23 protein-coding genes and 2 pseudogenes are annotated in these 22,798 nt (G+C 73.1%); 7 read left to right on the plus strand and 18 right to left on the minus strand.

The window, feature by feature from the left end:
- Positions 1 to 106: 106 nt before the first annotated feature.
- On the plus strand, positions 107 to 1,135 hold the full coding sequence (locus ACQ86L_RS20510; protein ID WP_345836407.1) for a 6-phosphofructokinase: 1,029 nt from the start codon (positions 107 to 109) through the stop codon (positions 1,133 to 1,135).
- 68 nt (positions 1,136 to 1,203) lie between these two features.
- On the plus strand, positions 1,204 to 2,130 hold the full coding sequence (locus tag ACQ86L_RS20515; RefSeq protein ID WP_434317030.1) for an NADP-dependent oxidoreductase: 927 nt from the start codon (positions 1,204 to 1,206) through the stop codon (positions 2,128 to 2,130).
- Between the two features lie 8 nt (positions 2,131 to 2,138).
- Here ACQ86L_RS20515 and ACQ86L_RS20520 read toward each other — a convergent pair whose 3' ends face one another.
- Entirely contained in the window at positions 2,139 to 3,431 is a 1,293-nt protein-coding gene (locus ACQ86L_RS20520) for an alpha/beta hydrolase (RefSeq protein WP_434317031.1), read from the minus strand.
- Positions 3,432 to 3,569: 138 nt separating this feature from the next.
- Between ACQ86L_RS20520 and ACQ86L_RS20525 the strand changes: the two genes are divergently transcribed.
- A complete protein-coding gene (locus tag ACQ86L_RS20525) occupies positions 3,570 to 3,977 on the plus strand; it encodes a hypothetical protein (RefSeq protein WP_434317032.1) in 408 nt (135 codons plus the stop codon).
- On the opposite strand, the gene ACQ86L_RS20530 is transcribed toward ACQ86L_RS20525, so the two are convergent.
- On the minus strand, positions 3,974 to 5,281 hold the full coding sequence (locus ACQ86L_RS20530) for an alpha-hydroxy-acid oxidizing protein (protein ID WP_434317033.1): 1,308 nt from the start codon (positions 5,279 to 5,281) through the stop codon (positions 3,974 to 3,976). The two genes, ACQ86L_RS20525 and ACQ86L_RS20530, sit on opposite strands and share 4 nt — an antisense overlap.
- Positions 5,282 to 5,372: 91 nt before the next feature.
- A pseudogene (locus tag ACQ86L_RS20535) lies at positions 5,373 to 6,061 on the minus strand (LysR substrate-binding domain-containing protein).
- A 53-nt stretch (positions 6,062 to 6,114) separates the two neighbouring features.
- Between ACQ86L_RS20535 and ACQ86L_RS20540 the strand changes: the two are divergent.
- Positions 6,115 to 6,501 (plus strand): DUF5997 family protein, encoded by a 387-nt coding sequence (locus ACQ86L_RS20540; RefSeq protein ID WP_434317034.1) that lies wholly within the window; start codon positions 6,115 to 6,117, stop codon positions 6,499 to 6,501.
- Positions 6,502 to 6,504: 3 nt separating this feature from the next.
- Here ACQ86L_RS20540 and ACQ86L_RS20545 read toward each other — a convergent pair whose 3' ends face one another.
- The 6 genes from ACQ86L_RS20545 to ACQ86L_RS20570 form a co-directional block, all read right to left on the minus strand.
- Positions 6,505 to 6,918, minus strand: a complete 414-nt coding sequence (locus ACQ86L_RS20545; protein WP_434317035.1) for a DUF1622 domain-containing protein — start codon at positions 6,916 to 6,918, stop codon at positions 6,505 to 6,507.
- Between the two features lie 45 nt (positions 6,919 to 6,963).
- Positions 6,964 to 8,943 carry an amino acid transporter gene (locus ACQ86L_RS20550; protein WP_434318936.1) on the minus strand — a complete coding sequence of 660 codons (1,980 nt, stop codon included), beginning with the start codon at positions 8,941 to 8,943 and terminating at the stop codon, positions 6,964 to 6,966.
- Between the two features lie 244 nt (positions 8,944 to 9,187).
- On the minus strand, positions 9,188 to 10,705 hold the full coding sequence (locus ACQ86L_RS20555; protein ID WP_434318937.1) for an SDR family NAD(P)-dependent oxidoreductase: 1,518 nt from the start codon (positions 10,703 to 10,705) through the stop codon (positions 9,188 to 9,190).
- Between the two features lie 30 nt (positions 10,706 to 10,735).
- The gene (locus tag ACQ86L_RS20560) at positions 10,736 to 10,978 is read right to left on the minus strand and encodes a DUF6510 family protein (RefSeq protein ID WP_434317036.1); all 243 of its coding nucleotides are present in this window, start codon (positions 10,976 to 10,978) and stop codon (positions 10,736 to 10,738) included.
- Positions 10,979 to 10,996: 18 nt separating this feature from the next.
- A complete protein-coding gene (locus tag ACQ86L_RS20565) occupies positions 10,997 to 11,749 on the minus strand; it encodes a ferredoxin reductase (protein WP_434317037.1) in 753 nt (250 codons plus the stop codon).
- Positions 11,746 to 12,339, minus strand: a complete 594-nt coding sequence (locus tag ACQ86L_RS20570; RefSeq protein ID WP_345836396.1) for a sulfite oxidase-like oxidoreductase — start codon at positions 12,337 to 12,339, stop codon at positions 11,746 to 11,748. The genes ACQ86L_RS20565 and ACQ86L_RS20570 overlap by 4 nt, the downstream gene beginning before the upstream one ends.
- A 61-nt stretch (positions 12,340 to 12,400) precedes the next feature.
- Between ACQ86L_RS20570 and moaA the strand changes: the two genes are divergently transcribed.
- The 3 genes from moaA to ACQ86L_RS20585 are packed head-to-tail and all read left to right on the plus strand — an operon-like array spanning position 12,401 to position 14,164.
- Positions 12,401 to 13,483 carry a GTP 3',8-cyclase MoaA gene (gene moaA, locus ACQ86L_RS20575; protein WP_434317038.1) on the plus strand — a complete coding sequence of 361 codons (1,083 nt, stop codon included), beginning with the start codon at positions 12,401 to 12,403 and terminating at the stop codon, positions 13,481 to 13,483.
- Positions 13,476 to 13,784, plus strand: a complete 309-nt coding sequence (locus tag ACQ86L_RS20580; RefSeq protein WP_434317039.1) for a MoaD/ThiS family protein — start codon at positions 13,476 to 13,478, stop codon at positions 13,782 to 13,784. Before moaA ends, ACQ86L_RS20580 begins: the two co-directional genes overlap by 8 nt.
- Positions 13,785 to 13,828: 44 nt before the next feature.
- Complete coding sequence (locus ACQ86L_RS20585; RefSeq protein ID WP_434317040.1) at positions 13,829 to 14,164, plus strand: hypothetical protein; 336 nt, start codon at positions 13,829 to 13,831, stop codon at positions 14,162 to 14,164.
- A gap of 610 nt (positions 14,165 to 14,774) precedes the next feature.
- On the opposite strand, the pseudogene ACQ86L_RS20590 reads toward ACQ86L_RS20585, so the two are convergent.
- The 9 genes and pseudogenes from ACQ86L_RS20590 to ACQ86L_RS20630 all read right to left on the minus strand — a co-directional run.
- Positions 14,775 to 15,197, minus strand: a pseudogene (locus ACQ86L_RS20590) (ATP-binding cassette domain-containing protein); the annotation flags it as partial.
- On the minus strand, positions 15,194 to 16,009 hold the full coding sequence (locus tag ACQ86L_RS20595) for an ABC transporter permease (protein ID WP_434317041.1): 816 nt from the start codon (positions 16,007 to 16,009) through the stop codon (positions 15,194 to 15,196). The pseudogene ACQ86L_RS20590 and the gene ACQ86L_RS20595, both read right to left, overlap by 4 nt.
- 49 nt (positions 16,010 to 16,058) lie before the next feature.
- Entirely contained in the window at positions 16,059 to 16,799 is a 741-nt protein-coding gene (modA, locus tag ACQ86L_RS20600; protein ID WP_434317042.1) for a molybdate ABC transporter substrate-binding protein, read from the minus strand.
- 8 nt (positions 16,800 to 16,807) lie between these two features.
- Positions 16,808 to 17,212 (minus strand): TOBE domain-containing protein, encoded by a 405-nt coding sequence (locus tag ACQ86L_RS20605; RefSeq protein ID WP_434317043.1) that lies wholly within the window; start codon positions 17,210 to 17,212, stop codon positions 16,808 to 16,810.
- 57 nt (positions 17,213 to 17,269) lie between these two features.
- Entirely contained in the window at positions 17,270 to 17,683 is a 414-nt protein-coding gene (locus tag ACQ86L_RS20610) for a molybdenum cofactor biosynthesis protein MoaE (protein WP_434317044.1), read from the minus strand.
- The gene (gene moaCB, locus ACQ86L_RS20615) at positions 17,680 to 18,690 is read right to left on the minus strand and encodes a bifunctional molybdenum cofactor biosynthesis protein MoaC/MoaB (protein ID WP_434317045.1); all 1,011 of its coding nucleotides are present in this window, start codon (positions 18,688 to 18,690) and stop codon (positions 17,680 to 17,682) included. Before moaCB ends, ACQ86L_RS20610 begins: the two co-directional genes overlap by 4 nt.
- Positions 18,687 to 19,901: a molybdopterin molybdotransferase MoeA gene (locus ACQ86L_RS20620; RefSeq protein WP_434317046.1), complete on the minus strand. Its 1,215-nt coding sequence runs from the start codon at positions 19,899 to 19,901 to the stop codon at positions 18,687 to 18,689. The genes moaCB and ACQ86L_RS20620 overlap by 4 nt, the downstream gene beginning before the upstream one ends.
- Before the next feature lie 40 nt (positions 19,902 to 19,941).
- Complete coding sequence (locus ACQ86L_RS20625; protein WP_434317047.1) at positions 19,942 to 21,111, minus strand: ThiF family adenylyltransferase; 1,170 nt, start codon at positions 21,109 to 21,111, stop codon at positions 19,942 to 19,944.
- 4 nt (positions 21,112 to 21,115) lie between these two features.
- Positions 21,116 to 22,741 (minus strand): molybdopterin-dependent oxidoreductase, encoded by a 1,626-nt coding sequence (locus tag ACQ86L_RS20630; protein ID WP_434317048.1) that lies wholly within the window; start codon positions 22,739 to 22,741, stop codon positions 21,116 to 21,118.
- Positions 22,742 to 22,798 lie beyond the last annotated feature (57 nt).

Raw genomic sequence — 22,798 nt, forward strand, 5'->3', positions numbered from 1 at the left:
TATACCTCGGGCATGATGCCTCTGATCGGCCCGGGCGCGGCGGGATTTTGGTGCTCCGGTATACCTCGGGCATGATGCTCAGGGGCGCAACGAGAAAGAGAGCAGCATGAAGATCGGCATCCTGACCAGTGGCGGCGACTGTCCCGGACTGAACGCGGTCATCCGCGGCGCGGTCCTCAAGGGCGACCGCGTGTACGGGTCCGAGTTCGCCGGCTTCCGCTACGGCTGGCGCGGCGTGGTCGAGGGCGACATCATGCCGCTCGACCGGCACAGCGTCCGCGGCCTCTCCCGCCAGGGCGGCACCATCCTCGGCTCCAGCCGCACGAACCCGTTCGAGGGCGACAAGGGCGGCCCGGAGAACATCCAGCGGATGATGGACGAGAACGGCATCGACGCGATCATCGCGATCGGCGGCGAGGGCACGCTCACGGCGGCCCGCCGCCTCACCGACGCCGGCCTCAAGATCGTCGGCGTGCCGAAGACCATCGACAACGACCTCGCCGCCACCGACTACTCGTTCGGCTTCGACACCGCGGTGGAGATCGCGACCGAGGCCATCGACCGGCTCCGCACCACCGCCGAGTCGCACCAGCGCTGCATGGTCGTGGAGGTCATGGGCCGCCACGTCGGCTGGATCGCGCTCCACTCGGGCATGGCGGGCGGTGCGCACGCCATCCTCATCCCGGAGCAGCCGAAGTCCATCGAGCAGATCTGCGAGTGGGTCGAGTCGGTGCGCGACCGCGGCCGCGCGCCGGTGATCGTCGTCTCCGAGGGCTTCCACCTGGACACGATGGAGGAGGCGCACTCGCACAAGGGGCTGGACGCGTTCAACCGTCCGCGCCTCGGCGGGATCGGCGAGATGCTGGCCCCGATGATCGAGGAGCGCACCGGCATCGAGTCGCGTGCGTCGGTCCTCGGCCACATGCAGCGCGGCGGCGTGCCGAGCGCCTACGACCGCGTGCTCGCGACCCGGCTCGGCATGGCGGCGGTCGACGCGGCCTACGAGGGCCGCTGGGGCTCGATGGTGTCGTTGCGCGGCACCGATGTCGTGAACGTGTCGATCGCCGACGCGACCGGCGGCCTCAAGACCGTGCCGCCGGCGCGGTACGAGGAGGCGGAGCTGCTCTTCGGCTGAACCGCCGCCCCTCCCTTCCCACGAGGAGCGGGGTTAGGCTCCACCGTATGAGCGGAAGGAGCCCGACGGTGCCCAGATTCATCCAGCTGGAGGAGTTCGGCTCGCGCGAGTTCCTCCACCTCGTCGGGCGGGAGCGGCCGTGGCCGGGGCCGGGCCAGGTGCTGGTGCGCGTGATGGCCGCGGGCCTCAACCCGATGGACTACAAGGCGTACCGCAGCGAGCGGGCGGCCGCGCGGATGGGCGTGACCCTGCCGAGCGGGATGGGCCAGGACTTCGCCGGCTTCGTGGAGGAGCGCGGCGAGGGCGCTGTGCGCTTCGGGCTCGGCCAGGCCGTGTTCGGCACCGCACCGTTCGCCGCGCTCGCGGACTTCGTCGTCGTCGCCGAGGACGGGCAGATCGTCGAGAAGCCCGACCCGCTCACCTTCGAAGTGGCCGGGTCGCTCGGCGTGGTCGGGCGCACGGCGATGGCGACCGCGGCCTCCCTCGACCTCGGCGAGGCCGACACCGTGCTGGTGAGTGCGGCGGCCGGCGGGGTAGGAGTGCTCGCGGCGCAGCTCGCGATCCGGTGCGGCGCCACGGTCGTCGGTACGGCGAGCGAGGAGAACCACGAGTTCCTGGAGACGCTGGGCATCATCCCTGTGGCGTACGGGGAGGGTCTGGCCGACCGGGTGCGGGAGGTCCTGGACGACGGGCAGCGCGTGACGGCGGTCCTCGACAACCACGGTCGGGACACCATCGACGCCGCGATCGAGCTCGGCGTCCCTCCGGAGCGGATCAACACGATCGCCGCGTTCGGTCCGGCCGCCCGCGGCGCGCGCACCGTCGGGGGCCGCACGGCGGGCAACGCCGAGCTGGCCGAGCTCGCCGACCTCCTCGCACAGAACGAACTGGTGCTGCCGATCGACTCGATCTTCCCGATCGAGCGCACCGCCGAAGCGTACGGGCGCCTGGAGACCGGCCACGTGCGCGGCAAGATCGTGATCGTCACCGACTGAGCGCGGCGTCAGCCCGGCTTCTGCAGTCCCAGCGTCGCGAACAGCAAGGGGAGGCCGCCGTTCAGGCCGCCCATCAGCGCGCCCATGCCGTGGCCTCCGGTCGGGAGGTCGATCAACGTGCTGGCGACCCCGGCGCGCTGCGCGGCCCGCAGCTCCGCCTGCGCCACGTGGTGGTAGGCCGGGTCGTCGCGGCACGCGGTGAAGATCATGCTGCCCGGGAACGCCCCCGGCGCGAGCCGGTTGAACGGCTTCGCTCGGTCGTAGGCAGCCTTGTCGCCGTGGAAGAACTCGTTCAGCGTGGCGGCGGGATGCTCGGCGCCGGGGAACTCCTCGCCGGAGATGTCGAGCACGTTCGAGAACAGCTCGGGATGGTCGATGCCGAACGATAGCCCGCACAGTCCGCCGTTGGAGTACCCGGCGATCGACCAGAACCGGTGGTCGTGCGTGATCGGGAGGTGCCGATCTGCCCAGTCCGTGACGTCCCGCGTGATGTACGTCGCCGCGTTGCCGTAGCGCGCGGTGTCCAGGCAGAGGGTGTCCGGCATCCCGGCGCCGAGCTGGTCGGCCACGACGACCACAGGGGCGAGGCCGTGATGCTGGGCGGCGAGCACGTTCAGCACCGAGGCGATCGGCTCCGGGTCCGGGTTGCCGGGCTGGCCCATCATCATCACGACGAGCGGCAGCGCGGGCGGATGCGCCACCAGGGCGGCGGGGGGCAGGTAGACCCCGGCCTCCCTGGCGTGAAAGCCGCTGATCGTCCCCGGGATGTGCGCCGTGCCGGTCTTGCCCTTGAGCGGCATGTCGGCCGGCGCCTTCCAATCCTTCCAGAGCGCGACGTCGTAGGCCGTGCTCTGGTGGGCGAGCGGCTTGGTCTTGATCGGGTTCGGGATCGTGATGGCGAGGACGTTGCCGACCGTGCGGTCGAGACCGTAGTTGAGGTTGATGCCCAGGGCCGCCGCGAGGACGAAGGCGGGCACGGCGACGATCGCCACCGCCGTGCGCCAGCGCGGGGCACGGCCGATGCTGGCCACGCACAGCGCCACCCCGCAGAACACCGCCGCGACCCAGAGGTAGTTCCCGGCGCCGAGGGACTCGCCGAACAGGTTCAGCCAGCGGATGCACACGAGCCAGGTGATGACCGCGCCGAGGAGGCCGATCGCGCCGGCCAGGCCGACGCGGCGCAGCAGCGCGAGCGACGGACGGCGCGCCAGCAGGGCGAGCAGCAGCGCGGCGGCGGCGGCGAACACCAGGATCGGGACGGGGCCGCCGAGCACGTCGATCGAGAGGAGAGCGTCAAACACGGCGCGCCGACGGGATTCCCATACGAGCAATCTATGGCCGACAATCGAACGAACGGTGAACGAGACCCCGGGACCGGGGCGTATTCTCGGGCCGTTCCCCCGAACTGGGGGTGAGCCGTCACGGCGGGAGGAGCGGTCATGATCGACGAGGACACCGCGCGACTGCTTCGCGCCGCCGGCCTGCGCTGGCAGCCGGCGTCGGGGGACACCTTCGCCATCGACCGGCCGGGGATGGCGGGCGAGCGCTTCACTGTGAGCGAGATGACGATCGAGCCGCACCACTTCGACACCGGCACCATCCTCGGCTTCAACGGCACCACCGAGTGGGCGCTCGACTCTCTCGCCGTCGAGGACGCGCTGTGGATCCCGCGCGAGGACCAGCTCCGGGAGCTGCTGGGCGGCTCCTTCCGCCACCTGGCGCGCACGGCCGACGGCTATCGGGTCACCCTGGAGCTGGAGGGCGTCGAGCGCTTCTTCGAGGAGGAGGACGCCGCGTCCGCCTACGCGCAGGCGCTGCTGTCGCTCATCGCCAGGGCAGTCGCCTAGCCGGTACAGGGCGGTGGCGTTGCCAGCACCGAGCGGTCGAGGTCGGCGACCCGGGCGACGCCCGCGAGCCCGAGCGTGATGTCGAGCTCGGCGAGGAGGTTGCGGAGCAGTTCGCTCACGCCGCGCTCGCCGGCCAGCGCCAGCGCGTAGGTGTACGGCCTCCCGACCGCGACGGCCCTGGCGCCGAGGGCGAGCGCGATCACGGCGTCCGCGCCGCCGCGGATCCCGCTGTCGAACAGCACCGGGAGGCGGCCGGCGACCGCGTCCACGACGCCGGGCAGCGCGTCGAGCGCCGCGACCTCGCCGTCGATCTGCCGCCCTCCGTGCGTGGACACCTGCACGGCGTCCACGCCCGCGTCGACGGCTCGGCGGGCGTCGTCCGGGTGCAGCACGCCCTTGAGGACGATCGGCAGGCTCGTGTGCTCGCGCAGGAAGGCCAGGTCGTCCCAGCCGAGCGAGGGATCGGCGAACACGTCGAGGAACGTCTCGACCGCCGCGAGCGGCTCACCGGAGCGCAGGTTCTCGCGCAGGTCGCCGGGATGGTGGCGCAGGATGCTCGCAAAGGAGGCGACCGCCGCCGGGGTGATCGCCGTGCGCTCGCGCGGACCCGCGCCCGCCATCCGCTCGCGCACCAGCCGGCGGAAGACCGGGTCGCTGGTGTACTGGGCGATGCCGAGGCCGCGGCTGAACGGGAGGTAGCCGAGGTCGAGGTCGCGCGGCCGCCAGCCCAGCACATGGGTGTCCAGGGTGACCACGATCGCCTCGCAGCCGCTCGCCTCCGCCCGAGCGACCAGGCTCGCCACCAGGTCGCGCGACGAGCTCCAGTAGAGCTGGAACCAGCGCGCGGCGCCCGGCCGCACGTCCTCCATGGCGGCGGCGACGGCCTCCATCGGCGCCGAGGCCTGGGTGGAGAGCACCGCGGGGATGCCGTGCGCGGCGGCGGCGCGCGCGGCCGCCGCGTCACCGTCGCGGCGGGCCAGCTCCAGGACGCCGATCGGCGCCAGCAGCAGGGGAGTGGGCAGGCGGCGGCCGAACAGCTCGATCGAGAGGTCCCGCGTCGAGACGTCCCGCAGCACCCGCGGCACGATCCGGTGCAGCGCGAACGCCTCGGTGTCGGCCCGGTCGGTGCGCTCCAGGCCCGCGGAGCCCGCGATGTACGCGAAGGCCGCGCGCGACATCCGCCTGCGCGCCGCGCGCTCCAGCGCGGGGAACGCGACCGGGACGGCCGGCCGCCGCCCGCTCACGCCCGCGCGGTACACGACGCTCTGCGCCGTCCGGCCGATGCTCGTCGCGATGCTCGTCATCCGCCCATTCTGCCGAGGACCCCATCTATCTGACACGACACGCCGTCTCGCACGGCGGCGAGACGGCGTGTCCTGTCACTTGGACGCGCGGTCAGCGCTTGGGGCGTGGCCGTTTTCCGGTGGAGCGCTTGGCTGCGGCGGCGCGCTTGGCGTGCTTGGTGGCCCGCGCGGACTGCGTGGCGGCGATCTTCGCCGCCTTGGCGGCCTTCGCGTCCCGGGCGGAGCGCTCGGCCTCCGTCGCCGCCACCTCGGGGTTGCGCGAGCTGTGCGCCGACCGGCCGCGCACGATCCCGATGAAGTCGTCCACGAGGGGATGCTGGCCGTCGCGCGGCCAGGTGAGGGCGACCTGGGAGGTCGGCCCGTCCTCCAGCCGCATCGCGGTGACGTCCTTGCGGCGCAGGGCCTTCGCCACCGAGGCGGGCAGCAGGGCGATGCCGTCGCCCTCGGCCACGCTGCGCATGAACGCCTCGAAGGCTCGCCGGTGACCCGCGGCTCGCCGTCGAGGTCGGCCAGGTGCAGCTTCTCCTCCAGCGTCAGCAGGTGCTCGTGGTGCATCACGACCACGACGTCCTCGGTGTAGAGGGGGATGAGGTGCCGGTCGTCGTCGGCCGGCGCGTCGCGGGCGAACACCATGTCGGCCTCGCCCGCCGCCAGCGCCGCCAGCGGGTCCGCCGACGGCCGAACCACCAGCTCCACGTCGGGCTGCCGCTCGGCGAAGGCGCGCGTCCACTTGCCGATCGTGACACCGAGCGGGAAGGCGAGGGCGAAGCGGGAGGCCATGCAGGCCAGGCTACCGTCCGGCCGGACGGCCCGCGGACGATACCCTTGAAGGCATGAAGCCCCAGACCATGAAGGCGGCCACCGCGGCCAAGAAGCTCGGCATCCTGCTGTCGGCGGCGCCGGAGGAGTTCCGCGACCGCGAGATCAGCCGCACCGAGCTCGACGAGCTGACCGCGAACCCGCCCGCCTGGCTGGTCGCCCTCCGCGCCGACGGCCCGCACCCGCGCGACGTCGTCGCCCACAAGCTCGGCGTGAGCAACTCCGGGCTGGCCCGCGCCGGCGTCACCGAGCCGCTCACCACGGCCGAGATCAAGACGCTCCTGGAGGAGAAGCCGGAGTGGCTGGTCGCCGAGCGCGCCACGCAGGCGCAGGTCCACGCCGAGAACGCGCGCGTGAAGCAGCGCAACGCCGAGCGGGCGGCGCGCGCCGAGCGGGACTGAGTCCTACGGCTGCTCCGGCGTCCCCGCCGAGCCGGCCTTCTTGACGGCGTGCGCCAGCACTTCCGGCCCGGTGACGAGGGCGCGGCGCCAGGGCGCGACGCCGTCGATCTCCACCTGCAGCGAGAAGCTCAGGATGGTGCGGATGAGCACGATGATGCCCAGCACGACCGCGTCGGTGAGCGTGGGGCTGGATGTCACGGTCTTGACGAGGTCGGCGGCCACGAGCAGTTCGAGCCCGAGCAGGATGACGCCGCCGAAGGCCTCCCGCAGCGTGCGGAAGGCATCCGCCCCGCTACGTGAGCGCACCCACACCGAGAGGGCGATCACGAGGGCCACGACGAAGCCGATCGCGAGGGCGGCGACGCCCGCGAACTCGAAGGCGACCCCGACCGCCTCGAAGAACGCGTGGGTGTCCATGCGCACATGGTGCCACAGCGCCGCAGCGGTGGAGAGAGGGCGCGCTCAGGCCACGTGGACGGCCGGCCTCCGTTTGACGTCCTTCTCGGCCTCGCGCAGCACCTCACGGGTCACCGGGGCGACCTCGCCCACACCGGTGATGAGGTAGCGGAACATGTTCGAGATCGGGTTGCCTTCCGTCCACTCGAAGTAGATGGTCGGCACCACCCCGGTGATGTCGCGGATCTCCAGCAGCACGGCGGCGATCGTGTTCGGCACGTTGCCGCTCTTGACCTGCAGCACGCGGTAGCCGTACTTGACGACGCCGTGCACGACCAGGTCCTCCTCGAAGTCGGAGGAGTCGGACTTCATGACCTCCAGGAAGATGGTCCGCGAGCGCTGCGGGATGTGACTGAAGCGGCGCTCGTCCTTGTTCTTCTGCTCGTACTCCTTGGTGGTGTCGACGTCGGGCTCGTGCGAGATGATGCGGATCTCGCCCTCCTCGGCGTCCTCCAGGATGAAGTCGAGCGCCGACACGTCGAAGGTGACGCTCGTCGCGCGCACCTGGAACGACCGCCCGACGCGCGAGACGATCGACACGATCAGGATGCCGAGGATGAACAGCGTCGCGATGCGGAGGCCGTCCGGGCGCTCGATGATGTTGTCGATGGTCGTGTAGACGAAGATCGCGGTGATGATCGCGAAGACGACGGTGCGCTTCGGCTGTTTCTTGCGCCAGGCGGACAGGCTCACCGCGAGCGACGCGGAGGTGATCAGCACCAGCACGCCGGTGGCGTACGCGCCGCCCTGCGCGTCGACGTTCGCGTCGAAGATCACCGTGATCAGGAAGGCGATGGCGGTGAACACCAGCACGAGCGGCCGCACCGCGCGCGCCCACTGCGGCGCCATCCCGTAGCGGGGGAGGTAGCGGGGCACCAGGTTGAGCAGGCCGGCCATCGCCGAGGCGCCGGCGAACCACAGGATGAGGATGGTGCTGATGTCGTAGACGGTCCCGAAGGCGTTGCCGAGGTACTCGTGCGCCAGGTACGCCAGCGCGCGGCCGTTGGCAGGGCCGCCGGCCTGGAAGTCCTTCTGCGGGATCAGCAGCGTGGTCGTGAAGCTCGATGTGATGAGGAACGCGCTCATGATGAGCGCGGCCGTCGTGAGCAGACGGCCGGCGCCGCGGATGCGGCCGGTCGGGTAGTTCGGGTCGTCGTCCGGCTTGCCCTTGATCTGCGGCATGACGGCGACGCCGGTCTCGAAGCCGGAGAGGCCCAGCGCGAGCTTCGGGAACACCAGCAGCGCCACACCGACGATGAGCAGCGGGTTGCCGTGCGAGACGAAGAGGGCGTCCCACCAGTCGGTGACGGCGGTCGGATGCTGGAACACCTGGATGATGGAGGTCGTCACCACGACGACGTTGAGCGCCAGGTACACGCCGACGAGCACGACGGCGATGCCGATCGCCTCCCGGAAGCCCTTGAGGAAGACCGCGCCGAGCAGTGCGAGGAGGACCAGGGTGATGATGACGTTGTTGCCGTGGAACCAGGAGGGCGCGAACGGGTTCTCGATCGCGTGCGCCGTGGCGTCGGCCGCGGACAGTGTGATCGTGATCATGAAGTCCGTCGCGGCGAACCCGAGCAGCACGAGGACGAACAGCTTGCCGGCCCACCAGGGCAGGAACCGCTCCAGCATCGCGATCGACCCGGAGCCGCGGAAGCTCTCGCGCGCCACCCTGCGGTAGACCGGGAGGGCGCCGAGCAGGGTCAGGGCGACGAGCACGAGCGTCGCGAACGGCGAGACCAGCCCGGCCGCGAGGGCCGCGATGGCGGGCTGGTAGCCCAGCGTCGAGAAGTAGTCGACACCGGTGAGGCACATGACCTGCCACCACGAGTGCGTGCGCTCGGGGTTCTGGCCGTGCGGGCCCTGCTGGGTGCCGCGCTCGTCCACCATGCCGCGCAGCAGCCAGTGCTTGAACCGGCCGCCGTGCGCGGCCGCCGCGATCGGGTGCGCCTGCCCCGGGATCGGGACGGGCTCCTTGGGCATGACCCGGCGTGGTGCGCTACCGCTGAGCCCGGCCGGGACGGACGGTGATGAGGGTTCGTCCGCGGCGTCGGGCCCTGCGCCCTGCGCCTTGTCACCGGACGGGGTGGTGCTCGACATCGACTGCCCTTCGTTCGCCTTCGTGCTCACTGTACGTTCTGCACGCGAGCGCCCGGAAGACCTTCGGGAAGGTCCCTGGCGGCCTCCCCGCGATGCCTGGGCAAGTATAGTCAGCGCGGCGCGGGCGTCACCAGGCCGACGACCGGTAGTCCTTCAGGAACACCCCGTGCAGGTCCTCCCCGGCCTCGCCGCGCACGATCGGGTCGTAGACCCGCGCGGCGCCGTCGACCAGGTCGAGCGGGGCGTGGAAGCCCTCCTCGGCGAGGCGGACCTTCGTGTAGTGCGGGCGCTCGTCGGTGATCCAGCCGGTGTCGACGCTCGTCATCAGGATGTTGTCCGTCTCGAACAGCTCCAGCGAGCTCGTGCGGGTCAGCATGTTGAGCGCGGCCTTCGCCATGTTCGTGTGCGGGTGGCCTGCGCCCTTGTAGCGGCGGCCGAAGACGCCCTCCATCGCCGAGACGTTCACCACGTAGGAGCGGCCCGCGGCGGCGAGCGACGGGCGGAGGCGGTCGATCAGGATGAACGGGGCCGTGGTGTTGCAGAGCTGCACCTCCAGCAGCTCCAGCGGGTCGATGCCGCCCACGGCCCTGGTCCAGGTGTTGACGCGCTGGACGTCGGGCACGAGGCCGCCCGCGTCGATCGCGGTGCCGTCGTGGTGGCGCTCCAGCGACGACGAGCCGGCGGCCATGGCGGCGGAGGCGAGGTCGTTCGCGGTGAGCGCCGCGGCGCCGACCAGCTCGGCGACCGTGCCGTGCACGTTCGCCGACGACAGCAGCGGGTGGGCGGCGACGGAGGCCTCCAGGGCCTGCGGGTGCGGGTCGGCCGTGTGGCCGAACGTCTCCAGCTCCGGGAGCGGGCCGTCGGGCAGCGGGTGCGACTCGGCCTCGGCGAGCAGCGAGTACGCACCGGGGGAGCGGCGCACGGTCTGCGCGGCGTTGTTGATGAGCACGTGCAGCGGGCCGCGGGAGGCGACCGAGTCGGCCAGGCCGATCACCTGGGCCGGGTCGCGGAGGTCGATCCCGACCACGCGGAGCCGGTGCAGCCAGTCCTTCGCGTCGGGGAGCTGCGAGAACCGGCGCACGGCGTCGCGGGGGAAGCGCGTGGTGATGGTGAGGTCCGCGCCGTCGCGCAGCAGGCGCAGCGCGATGTGCATCCCGATCTTGGCGCGGCCTCCGGTGAGCAGCGCGCGCTTGCCGGTCAGGTCGGTGCGCGCGGTGCGCTTGGCGTGGCTGAACGCGGCGCAGGACGGGCAGAGCTGGTGGTAGAACCAGTCCACCTCCGTGTAGTGCTGCTTGCAGATGTAACAGGCCTGCGAGTTGATCAGGGTGCCGGCGGTCGCGGAGCCGGTGGTGGGGGAGGTCAGGTCGCGGCCGCGGGTCTCGTCGTCGATGCGGTCGGGGGCGCCGGTGGCGGTCGCCGCGATCACGGCGCGGTCGGCGGCGAGCTCGGCCTCCCGCAGCTCGCGCCGCCTGGCCTGCTTGACGGCCTTGAACATGTGCGCGGTCGCGCGGCGGACCGAGACGAAGTCGGGGTGCTCCTGGTCGAGCTCGTGGAGCTGCGCGAGGACGCGGAGGGTGGTCGCGAGGTCGTCGGGGTCGAGGCTCGCAGGTGATTCTGGCACCGGACGATTGTACGGGGAGGGGATGACCGCCCGCTGAGGGGCGCCTGCGCCCGCTCAGACCTCGAGTTCGAGCCAGTCCAGCCCCCGCAGGTCGAGGCACAGCTTGCCGTCGCGCTCGGTGGCCATCGCGATGACGTCGCTGCAGACCCGGCAGCGCAGCACCATCCCGTGGTCGTCGGGCCAGAGGTGCGCCTGCGCGATCACCGACACGTTCCCGCAGTGCGCGCACTTGCCGCGCGCCACGGTCACGTCGACCGCGAAGACCTCCGAGAGGAGTCCCGGCCGCGGCGTTGCCATCCAGGTAGTCCATGTCGCTCACGCGGCGCCTCCGATCCCGCCGTAGCGTTCGGTGCGGATGCGGTCGGGATCGTGCCCGGCGTCGACCAGCCAGCCCGAGACGGCCTCGACGAACGGGGTGGACCCGCACAGGTAGAACCGCGGTGCGTCCGCGGCGGGCAGGACGAGCGCGCCGAGTCCCTCCGCCGTCAGTCGTCCCGCCGCGACCGGCCAGCCGGAGGGCGCCTCGCGCGTGTAGACGTAGTCGACCTGAAGCGGCGCGGAGGCCTCGCCGAGCGCCATCAGCTCGTCGCGGTAGTAGACCGACATCGGCGTGCGGGCGGAGTACAGCAGCCGGAAGGGCGCAGTGCTCGCCGCGGCGGCGTGCGCACGGGCCATCGACATCAGCGGCACGACGCCGGAGCCTCCCGCGATCAGCTGCACCGGCCCGTCGTCGCCCGCCCGCCAGACGAACCAGCCGCCGACCGGGCCGCGCACCTCCAGCTCGTCGCCGACCGAGAGGCCGTGCACGAGGTACGGCGAGACCTCGCCGTCCGGCAGCTCCTCCACCGTCAGCTCGAACTCGTCCGGCGCCAGGCCGCCCGCGCCGGAGGCCGACGCGATCGAGTACGAACGCACGGCCTGGTAGCCGTCCGGCGCGGTGAGCCGCACGTCCACGTGCTGACCGGCGAGGTGCCCGGCCAGCCCTGGGATGCGCAGCCGGATCGTGCGGGCCGTCGCGGTCTCCTCGTGCGCGGCCACGACCTCCGCCACCCGCCACGCGGTGCTCACCAGTAGCGCTCTTCCTTCCAGGGGTCCCCGTAGAGGTTGTAGCCGTTCTGCTCCCAGAAGCCGGGCTGGTCCTGCGGAAGCATCTCCAGCCCGCTGACCCACTTGGCGCTCTTCCAGAAGTACAGGTGCGGCACCAGCAGGCGCGCGGGGCCGCCGTGCTCCGGCGGGAGGTCGGCGCCGTCGAACGTGTGCGCCACCCAGGCCTTGCCGTCGAGCAGGTCCTTCAGCGGAACGTTCGTCGTGTAACCGCCGTAGGAGTGCGCCATCGTGTACTCGTAGTCGGTGTCGACCTTCTCGAACAGCGTGTCGAGCGCGACGCCGCGCCACGACGTCCCGAGCTTCGACCAGCTCGTGACGCAGTGGATGTCGGTGGCCACGTCGGCCTGCGGGAGGGCCAGGAACTCGTCCCAGCTCCAGCGGTGCACCACGCCCTTCTCGGTCGTGATGGTGAACGCCCAGTCCTCCTTCGCCACGCGCGGGGTCGGCCCGGCGGACAGGACCGGGAAACCCTCCGTGACGTACTGCCCCGGTGGGAGGCGCGGGTCCTCGGTTCTGCGCCGGCCGAGGAAGCCGGACGAGATGATTCCCATGCGGGGAGCTTATTCCCGTCGCGGTGCGCCGGTCTATGGCCGGTCGGTCTAGGGTGAGGTCATGGCCGCGGTCAATCTCGGACTCCCGCGCAGCGCGTCGCTGCGTGATGAGGCGACCGCGGCCGCGCCCAGCCTCGCCGGACGCCCTGACGTCGCAGGCCTCGTGGACCGGTTCGGTCGCGTCGCCCGCGACCTGCGCGTCTCGGTGACCGAGAAGTGCTCGCTGCGCTGCACCTATTGCATGCCGGCGGAGGGCCTGCCCGCCATCCCGCGCGAGGACCTGCTGACCCCTGCCGAGATCGCCCGGCTGGTGGGGATCGGCGTGCGCGACCTGGGCATCCGCGAGGTGCGCTTCACGGGAGGCGAGCCGCTGATGCGCGCCGACCTCGCCGAGATCATCGGGCTCTCCGCCGCGGCGGCGCCCGGCATCGACCTCAGCATCACGACGAACGGCATCGGCCTCGACCACCGCCTGCGCGAGCTCGTCGCCGCCGGGCTGACCCGGGTGAACATCTCGCTGGACACCGTCGACCGCGAGCACTTCGCCGCGCTCACCCGCCGCGACCGGCTGCCCGCCGTGTTCGCCGGGATCGCCGCCGCGCACGCCGCCGGGCTGACGCCGCTCAAGCTGAACGCCGTGATGATGCGCCAGACCCTCGCCGGCGCCCCCGACCTCCTCGCCTGGGCGCTGGAGCACGGCTGCCGGCTGCGCTTCATCGAGCAGATGCCGCTCGACGCCGACCACACTTGGCTGCGCGACAACATGGTCTCCGCCGAGGAGTTGCTCGCCGTCCTCCGCACCCGGTTCGACCTGGTGGAGGCCGGGCGTCCCGACGACCCGTCGTCCCCGGCCGAGGAGTGGCTGGTCGACGGCGGTCCCGCCACGGTCGGCATCATCGCCTCGGTGACCCGCTCGTTCTGCTCGGCCTGCGACCGCACCAGGATCACCGCCGAGGGGACCGTGCGCTCGTGCCTGTTCGGCGACGACGAGACCGACCTGCGCTCTCTGCTGCGCGGCGGAGCGGACGACGCCGAGCTGGCCCGCTGGTGGCGTGGCGCGATGTGGGGCAAGCAGTCCGGGCACGGGATGGACGCCGCGGGCTTCGTGCCGCCGCTGCGGAGCATGGGGGCGATCGGTGGCTGAGCGCAGCGTCCTCGTCCGCTACTTCGCCGCCGCCGAGGAGGCCGCCGGACGCGAGGAGGAGCGGGTCTCCCTCGAGGCCCCGACCGTGGGCGCCCTCCGCGAGCTGCTGGACGCGCGCTACGGCGAGGCCATGCGGCTGGTGCTGCGCAACGGGTCCTTCCTGGTCGACGGCGTCGTGTCGCGCGACCCCGACGCCGCGATCGCCGAGCGCGTCGACGTGCTGCCCCTTTCGCCGGCGGTTGACGCCGACATTCGGCACGAATGTGTCGAATGGCAGCGGCAAACGCGACATTCGTGCTGAATCTTCGGCGGGCCCTCCGCTAGGCTGCGGCGAAGGGGGACACCATGAGCGTGCATCTGCGGGACCTGGAGGCCGTACGGCGACGGCAGGGGAGGTTCGCCGCGCTCGTGGTCGCGGCCGTGCTCGCCGCGATCGGGACGTGGCTGACGCTGCCGTTCGGCGTCGTGCTGCTGACCCGCGGGGCGGCGTTCGGCCTGGCGCTGGTGGTCGCGGGGGTCGTGCTGCTGGCGGCGTGCGTTGTCGCCATCGTCGGAGCGTCGCGGGCGCGGGTGACGCCGGAGAGCCTCCCGGGCAAGCCGAACCCGGCGTTCGACGAGCCGCGGCCGTCGGCGAACCCCGATGGCGGCTATTCCACCGCGGGGATGAAGCTCGGCTCCTAAGCGGGGAGATCCGCACCTCCGCGGGCGGAACCGTCAGGGTCACCCGCGCGCCGGCGGTGATCCGGAGTTCCGCGACCACCGCGGCGGGGACCAGCGCGGTGAGCCGGTCGGTGCGCACGCGCACGAGGTCGTCGCGCGGTTCCAGGGCCGTCACGGTCGCGGCGATGCCGCCTGCGCCCTCCATCGGAGCGCCGACCCGCACGGCGACCGTCGAGGGCCGCACCACCACCGTCACCGGGCGACCCTCGGCGATCGGCGTCGTCGGCGTGCCGTCGAGGGCCCATCCGTCGTCGGTCACCAGGCCCGTGGCCGTGCGCCGTCCGGTGAGCAGGCTGAGGCCCGTCAGCTCGGCGGTGAACGGGTGCCGCGGCTGGGTCAGCACGTCGCGCGCCGCGCCCTCCTCGACCACCCGGCCGCCGCCGAGGACCGCGATCCGGTCGGCGAGCAGGTAGGCGTCGAGCGCGTCGTGCGTCACGACGACCGCCGTGCGGTCGGCGAGCACCTCGGCCAGCATCCCGCGGAGCTCGCCCGCCACGCTCACGTCGAGCGAGGCGAGCGGCTCGTCCAGCAGGATCAGGTCGGGCTCGGCGGCGAGGGCGCGTGCGATGGCGACGCGCTGCGCCTGCCCGCCGGAGAGCTCGTCCGGCCGGCGTTCGGCCAGCGCGCGGACGCCGGTGCGCTCCAGCCACTCGTCGGCCTTCGCGCGCGCCTCCGGCCGGGAGGCACCCGACGACCGCGAGGCGAACTCGACGTTCCGGCGCACGGTCAGGTGCGGGAAGAGCAGGGCGTCCTGGGCGAGCAGTGCGATCCCGCGGCGGTGCGGAGGCAGCCAGGCAGCCGGGAGGTCGAACAGCGTCTCGTCCGCGAGCGTGGCGCGTCCCGCGTCCGGCCGGATCAGGCCCGCCAGCACCCCGAGCACCGTGGACTTGCCCGCGCCGTTCGGCCCGAGCAGGGCCAGCGTCTCGCCCGTGCCGAGCCGCAGCTCCACCTCGACGTCGCGCTCGGCGACCGTCGCCGCGAAGTCGAGGCTCACGAGGCCGCCCCGGGAACCGGCCGCGGCTTGCGGCGCAGCGGCTCGCCCGCGCCGTGGGCCACCGCGACGACCGCGATGGCGACCGCGATCAGCACCAGCGACAGCGCGACGGCAGTGTCGGGGTCGGTCTCCCGCTGCAGGTAGATCTCCAGCGGCAGCGTGCGCGTCGTCCCCTGCAGGCTCCCGGCGAAGGTCAGCGTCGCCCCGAACTCGCCGAGGGCGCGCGCGAACGACAGGATGGAGCCCGAGACGATCGCGGGGAACACGAGGGGCAGCGTCACGCGGAACAGCACGGTCGACGGCCGCGCGCCGAGCGTGGCCGCGACGGCCTCGTACCGCCGGCCGGTGGTGCGCAGCGCGCCCTCCAGGCTCAGCACCAGGAACGGCAGCGCCACGAACGTCTGCGCGATCACCACGGCCGGCGTCGAGAACGCGATCGGGATCGCCCCGTCCAGCAGCCCGCGCCGGCCGTACAGCGCGAGCAGGGCCAGCCCGCCCACGACCGGAGGCAGCACGAGCGGCAGCAGCACGATGGCGCGCACCAGCGCGCGCCCGCGGAACGGCACCCGCGCCAGCACGATCGCCATCGGGATGCCGAGCACCAGGCACCCGATCGTGGCCGCGACCGAGGTGCGCAGGCTGAGCAGCAGCGCGTCCACCGAGGAGGGCGACGTGATCAGCGCGACGAACTGCGTCCAGTCCACCCGCGTGATCATCGCGAGGATCGGGAGCAGGACGAACAGCGCACCGAGCGCGGCGACGACGAGCACCCAGCCCGGAATCCCCGTGCCGACGGCCGCGCGCCGCCTCACGGCTTCCCGAAGCCGGCGGCCTCGAGCACCTTCCTGCCCTCCGGGCCGGTCACGTACGCGACGAAGGCCGCGCCCCCGTGACGTTCTGCCCCTGCGTGACCGCAGCGATCGGGTAGGTGTTGACCACGTCCTTCGCTTCGGGGAACGGTACGGAGTCGACGCTCTTCCCCGCGCCCTTCACGTCCGTCACGTAGACGATGCCGGCGTCGGCCTCCCCGGACGACACCTTGCCGAGCACGTCCGTCACCGACGACTCCTGGCTGACCGGCGTGAGCGTGACGCCGGTGTCGGCCTCCACCTTCGCCGTGGCCGCGCCGCACGGGACCTGCGGCGCGCAGACGACGACCTTCAGACCGGGCTTCACGAGGTCGGCCCACCCCGTGACGTGGGCCGGATTCCCGGGAGGCACGGCGATCGCGAGCACGTTCGTCGCGAAGTCGACGGGGTCGCCGGAGACGACGCCGCCGGAGACGGCCTTGTCCATGTTCTTCTGGTCCGCCGAGGCGAACACGTCGGCCGGGGCGCCGGCGGTGAGCTGGGTGACCAGGTCGGACGAGCCGCCGAAGCTGAAGCGGACGGAGCTCCCCGGGTTGGCCTTCTCGAAGTCCGTGCCGAGCTCGGTGAACGCCTTGGTGAGGGAGGCCGCGGCGAAGACCGTGACGGTGCCGGTGACGGCGTGCTTCGTCGGCGTCTGCGTCGCGGTGTCCGACCCCGCGCCTGCGGAGCATCCCGTGACGGCGAGCAGCACCGCCGCCAGCGCGGCCCCGGCGATCCCGATCCGTGTGCGCATGCGGCTCCTCATTCGGTGGGCCCCGCCGTCTCCACGATGACGTTCGTGGCCTTGACGACCGCGACGGCGACAGAGCCCAGCTCCAGGCCGAGCTCGCGGACGGCCTCGCTGCTGATCAGCGAGACGACGCGGTGCGGGCCGCACTGCAGCTCGACCTGCGCCATGACCTTGTCCATGACGATGTCCGTCACGATCCCGACGAAGCGGTTGCGCGCCGACCGGCCGACGCCGGACCGGTCGGCGGGCAGCACGGCGTTCTGCTTGGCGAGCTGCGCCAGCTCCAGGCCGTCCACGACGGTGCGGCCGCCGTCGTCCTTGGCGCTGGAGAGCACCCCGGCGTCGATCCAGCGACGAACGGTGTCGTCGCTCACTCCGAGGAAGCTCGCTGCGTCCCTTACCCGTATCTGCGGCACGAAAGCCACTCTAGAACGGCAGGAGCGTGGAAATCGACCCCCGGCGGCGTCGGGGACTCAGAGTCCGACCCACTCCGACGCGCCGTCGCCGAAGTGCTGGCGCTTCCAGATCGGCACTTTGGCTTTGATCCGCTCCACCAGCTCCGCGCACGCGGCGAACGCCTCCGCCCGGTGCGGGGCCGCGACCGCGGCGATGAGCGCGAGGTCGCCGATGGTCAGCGAGCCCACCCGGTGCACGGCGGCGACGCGCAGCCCGGTGCGCTCGGCGACCTCCTCGCAGCAGCGCCGCAGGAAGTCGGCGGCGTCGGGATGGGCGCGGTAGTCGAGCGAGACGACCGAGCGGCCGCCGTCGTGGTCGCGCACGATGCCCTGGAACGACACGACGGCGCCGGCCTCCCGGCGCCAGACGAACTCGTCCAGCGTGGACGGGTCGAGCGGTCGGTCCGAGACGTCGGCGAAGACGGCGGTCATCGGCGCGCTCCGTCGTGGCCGCGGTCGGTGTCGCCGCCGAGCTGATCGAGGAGGTGCGCCAGCACGTCGTCCAGGACGGCGAGCCCGTCGGCGACCCCGCCGCGGGAGCCGGGGAGGTTGACGACCAGCGTGCGCCCGGCGACGCCCGCCCGGCCGCGGCTCAGCGCGGCGAGCGGAGTGGAGGCCGCGCCCCTGGCCCGCAGCGCGTCGGCGAGCCCGGGCAGCTCCCGGTCGAGCACGGCGGCGGTGGCCTCCGGCGTGCGGTCGCCGGGGGCGACCCCGGTGCCGCCCGTGGTGAGGACGACGGCGGGGCGCTCGGCGACGGCGGCCGTCAGCGCGGGCGCGATGTCCGCGTCCGCAACCACGCGCACCTCCGCGTGGAGGCCGTGGGCGTCGAGCCACGACGCGATGACCGGGCCGGTGGTGTCGTCGGCCGTGCCCGCGGCTGCGCGGGTCGAGGCGACGATGACGACGGCGGCGCTGGAGTGTGCGGGCGCCGACGGAGAGGGGCGCTCGGCCGGGCTCTCCTCGCCCTCCCGCCGCCAGTCGCCGCGCTTCCCGCCGCTCTTGGCCACCAGCCGCACGTCCGTCAGGCTCGCCGCCGGGTCCACGGCCTTCACCATGTCGTGCAGCGTCAGCCCCGCGACGGCCACCGCGGTCAGCGCCTCCATCTCGACGCCGGTGCGCCCGTGCGTGCGCGCGACCGCCTCGATCGCGATCGAGCCCGCCGCCTCGTCGAGCGCGAAGTCGACGCGCAGCGAGTTCAGCGGCAGCGGGTGGCAGAGCGGGATGAGGTCGCTCGTGCGCTTGCCTCCCGCGATCCCGGCGATGCGCGCGGTCGCGAGCACGTCGGCCTTCGGGAGGTCGTCCGCGGCGACCAGGCGCACTACGTCCGGCGTCGTCACCAGCCGGCCGCGGGCGACGGCCTCCCGGTCGGTCTCCGGCTTCGCGCCGACGTCGACCATGCGGGCGCGACCGTCGGCGTCCAGGTGGGTGAGCTCGCTCATAGGGTCCAGACTGTCACGTCCGCGCCCGACTCGACCGCCTCCGCCTCCGCGGGCAGGTCGATCAGCACGTCCGCGGTGGCCATCGCCGCGACGAGGTGGGAGCTGGGACCGGAGACCGGCGCGACGCCGTCCTCGCCGACCCGTCCGCGCAGAAACTGGCGCTTGCCCGGCACCGACCGCACCGACTCGGCCAGCCGCACCCGCCGGACCGGCAGGGCCGGCAGCCCGGCCGCGTCGCGCAGCGGTCCGCGCAGGAACACGGCGAACGACACCTGCGTGCTCACCGGGTTGCCGGGGAAGCACAGCACGGGCACGCCGTCCACCACCGCCGTCGCCTGCGGGCCACCCGGTTGCATCGCCACCGTGGTGACCTCCGCGCCGCGCGGCAGCAGCACCTCCCGCACCACCTCGTAGGCGCCCTTCGAGATGCCGCCGGAGGTGACGACCAGGTCGGAGGCGGCGACCGCGGCGTCGAACACGCGGGCGAAGGCCGCCGGGTCGTCGCTGCTGCTCGCCCGCAGCGACACGACCGCGCCTGACTCCTCGACCAGCGCGGCGAGGGCCACGCCGTTCGCGTCGAAGACCTGCCCGAAGCGCACGCCCCGGCCGGGCGCCGCGAGCTCCGAGCCGGTGGTCAGGACGGCGACGCGCAGCCGCGCCCGCACCGCCACGGAGCTGACGCCCGCGGCCGCGAGCGCCGCCAGGTGCCGCGCGGCCAGCCGGGTGCCGGCCGTGACGAGCACATCGCCGCGTTTCAGGTCGCTGCCGCGCTCGCGCACGTACTCGCCGTGCGTGCGGGAGCGCCGGATCTCGACCACGGCGCCGGCCAGGTCGTCGTCCCGGCCGAGGACGAGCTCGGTGTCCTCCACCGGCACGATCGCGTCCGCGCCGTTGGGCACGGGCGCCCCGGTCATGATCCGGATGGCGGTGCCGGGCGTCAGCGTCAGCGGCACCTCGTGGCCGGCCGGGACGTCCCCGGTCACCTCCAGCGCGACGGGCACGCGGGCGACGTCGGCGGCGCGCACCGCGTAGCCGTCCATCTGCGAGTTGCGGAACAGCGGGAGGTCGACCTCCGACCGGACGTCGGCCGCGGCGACGCGCCCGGCGGCGTGGGCGAGCAGGACGGTCTCCACGTCCGGCTCAGCGGAGAGCGGCTCCAGCAGGCGGTTGACGTGCTCGACGTGCTCCTCGACGCTGCGCGGTGGGGTCATGCGTTCAGTATCCCGCGCGTCCCGCAGCCAGGCGAGGCCCTCAGTACCGCGGCAGCGACGGGTCGACCTGACGCGACCAGGCGTCCAGCCCGCCCTCCAGCACCACGCCGGGAGCGCCCACCGCCGCCAGCAGCCTCCGCGCGGTCTCCGCCCGGACACCGAGGTGGCAGATGATCACGAACGGGTCGTCGCCCAGCCGCTCGGCCACGCCCGCCGCGTCCCGCACCACGACGTCGAGCGGCACCAGCAGGGATCCGGGCAGCCCGGCGATGTCGGCCTCCCACGGCTCGCGCACGTCGAGGAGGATGTGCGGCTGCCCGGCGGCCAGCCGGGCCGCCAGGTCGGTGGGGGAGACGGTGGTGGCCGCCGCCGGAGCAACCGCAGTCGGGGCCACTCCGCAGAACAGCTCGTAGTCGATCAGCTCCGTCACCGGCGCAGCCGCCGGGTCCGCCGCGTACGGCAGCTCGCGGAACGTCCCCCGCAGGCCGTCGTGCACCAGCACCCGCCCGAGCAGGAGGTCGCCCTGCCCGGTCACGACCTTGGTCGCCTCGCTCGCCATCAGCGACCCGATCACGCCGCACACGCTGGGCAGCACGCCCGCCTCTGCGCAGCTCGGCACGCTGCCGGGCTCCGGCGGCACGGGGAACAGGTCGCGGTAGTGCGGCCCGTTCGCCGCCCAGCTCAGGCCGACCTGGCCGCCGAACCGGTGCACAGCGCCCCACACCACCGGCAGGCCGGCCAGCAGCGCCGCGTCGTCCACGAGGTACCGGGTCGGGAAGTTGTCGCTGCCGTCGAGCACGAGGTCGAAGCCGTCGAGGATGCTCAGCGCGTTCGCCGAGGTGAGCCGTTCTGCGAAGACGCGCACGTCGATGCCGGCGTCGATGGCGCGGATCGCGTCGGCGGCCGACGCGGTCTTCTGCCGGCCGAGGTCGCGCTCGCGGTGGATCGTCTGGCGCGGCAGGTTGCTGAGCTCCACGCTGTCGTCGTCGACGATCCCGATCGTCCCGAACCCGGCCCCCGCCAGCAGCGGCAGCACCGCGGAACCCAGACCGCCGGCGCCGACCACCAGCACGCGCGCGGCGCGCAGGCGGCGCTGGGCGGCCTCTCCGAAGCCCGGGAGCTGGACGGTCCTGGCGTAGCGCGCGCGCTGCTCCGGCGGCAGCGCGGGGCCGGGCGCGACGAGCGGAGCGGGACGATCGGGGGAGGGCATGGCGCTAGCCAACCACGGTCACGCCGATGGTGTGCAATCCGGTCGCGCCGTCCGGCACGACGTCCTGCACCTTCGAGGTCTGCACCGTCCCGTGCGCGTCGGTGGCGCGCACCTTGATGGTGTGCGAGCCGGGCGTCGCGTCCCACGCGTACTTCCACTGCCGCCAGGTGTCCGCCGAGATGGCGTCCGCGAGCGTGGCCTCCTGCCAGGCGCCGCCGTCGACCTGCACGTGCACGGCGCTCACGCCGACGTGCTGCGACCAGGCGATTCCCGCGACCGCGACCGTTCCCGCCTTCACCTGGTGCCCGTCCGCCGGCACGTCGATGCGCGACTCCAGCTTGACCGGGCCGCGCTCCGACCAGCCGCGGTCGGTCCAGTACGAGGTCGCCTTGTCGAAGCGCGTGACGTTCAGCTCGACCACCCACTTGGTCGCGGACACGTAGCCGTACAGCCCTGGGACGACCATCCGCACCGGATACCCGTGCTCCAGCGGCAGCGGCTGGCCGTTCATCCCGACCGCCAGGATGGCGTTGCGGTCGTCGGTCAGCGCCTCCAGCGGCGTCCCGGCGGTCCAGCCGTCCTGGCTTCGGGAGAGCACCATGTCGGCGTCGGCGGACGGCTTCGCCCGGGCGAGCAGGTGCCGGATGGGGTAGCCGAGCCAGGTCGCGTTGCTGATCAGGTCGCCGCCGACCTCGTTGGAGACGCAGGTGAGCGTCGTGATGGACTCCTCCAGCGGCAGGGCGAGAAGCTCGGCGAACGTCAGCTCGACCTCCTTCTCGACCATGCCGGTGATCCGCAGCCGCCAGGCCGACGGGTCGATGCCGGGGATCTGCAGCGCCGTGTCGATGCGGTAGAAGTCGGCGTTCGGCGTGATGATCGGCGACAGCCCCGCGATGTCGAACGACGCGCCTGCGGGAACCGGCGGGGCGGTGACGGCGGGCTTCGGGAGGTGGAAGGCGGCCCGCGCGGCGGAGGCGGCGCGGTAGCCGGTCGCGATGGCCTGGCCCACGATCGTGGCCACGATGCCGGCGGCGGCGGTCGCCGCGGTCGCCGTGACGAAGTGCCGCCGGCTGACCTCGCCCTCCGGCGCGATCCGGGTCGGCCGGGTGCCGCGCAGCAGGTCGGCCAGCCAGCCCAGGATCAGGATGGCGACCAGGGCCGCGAGCGCCGACGGCACGACGTTCACCACCGAGGACCCGGCCCGGGTGAACGCGGCGAACACGCCCAGTGCTCCGCCGATCCCGATCAGGATGCGGCCGAACGGAGGCCGCCGCAGCTCGACCCAGCCCGCCAGCGCGCCGCCGATGAGCAGCGCGACGGCGAGGGAGGAGATGAGGAACGCCTTGTCGCCGGTGCCGAACACGCCGATCACGGCGTTCTTCAGCCAGGCGGGGGTGAGATCGATGACGAGCGCGCCGACGACCAGGATCGGGCTGCCGTCCTGCACGAAGAACGCGCTCAGCAGCTCGGCCGAGCCGACACCGGCCACGACGCTCGCGGCGCCCACGGCGGTGGAGGGCCAGAACGCGGCCCGCACAGGCCCCGCGGACCGCGACGGCACGGCACCTCCCGTACCCTCGGCCCGCGACCCCTCGGGCCGGGCCGGACCCGCAGACACAGGCGATCCCATAGCGGAAGGATAAGCGCGCGATCCGGTGGATATGCCGAGCATCGCGGCCTGTGACAG

Origin of the sequence: Leifsonia sp. P73 (genome assembly GCF_051059105.1) — a bacterium.
Classification (GTDB): Bacteria; Actinomycetota; Actinomycetes; order Actinomycetales; family Microbacteriaceae; genus Leifsonia.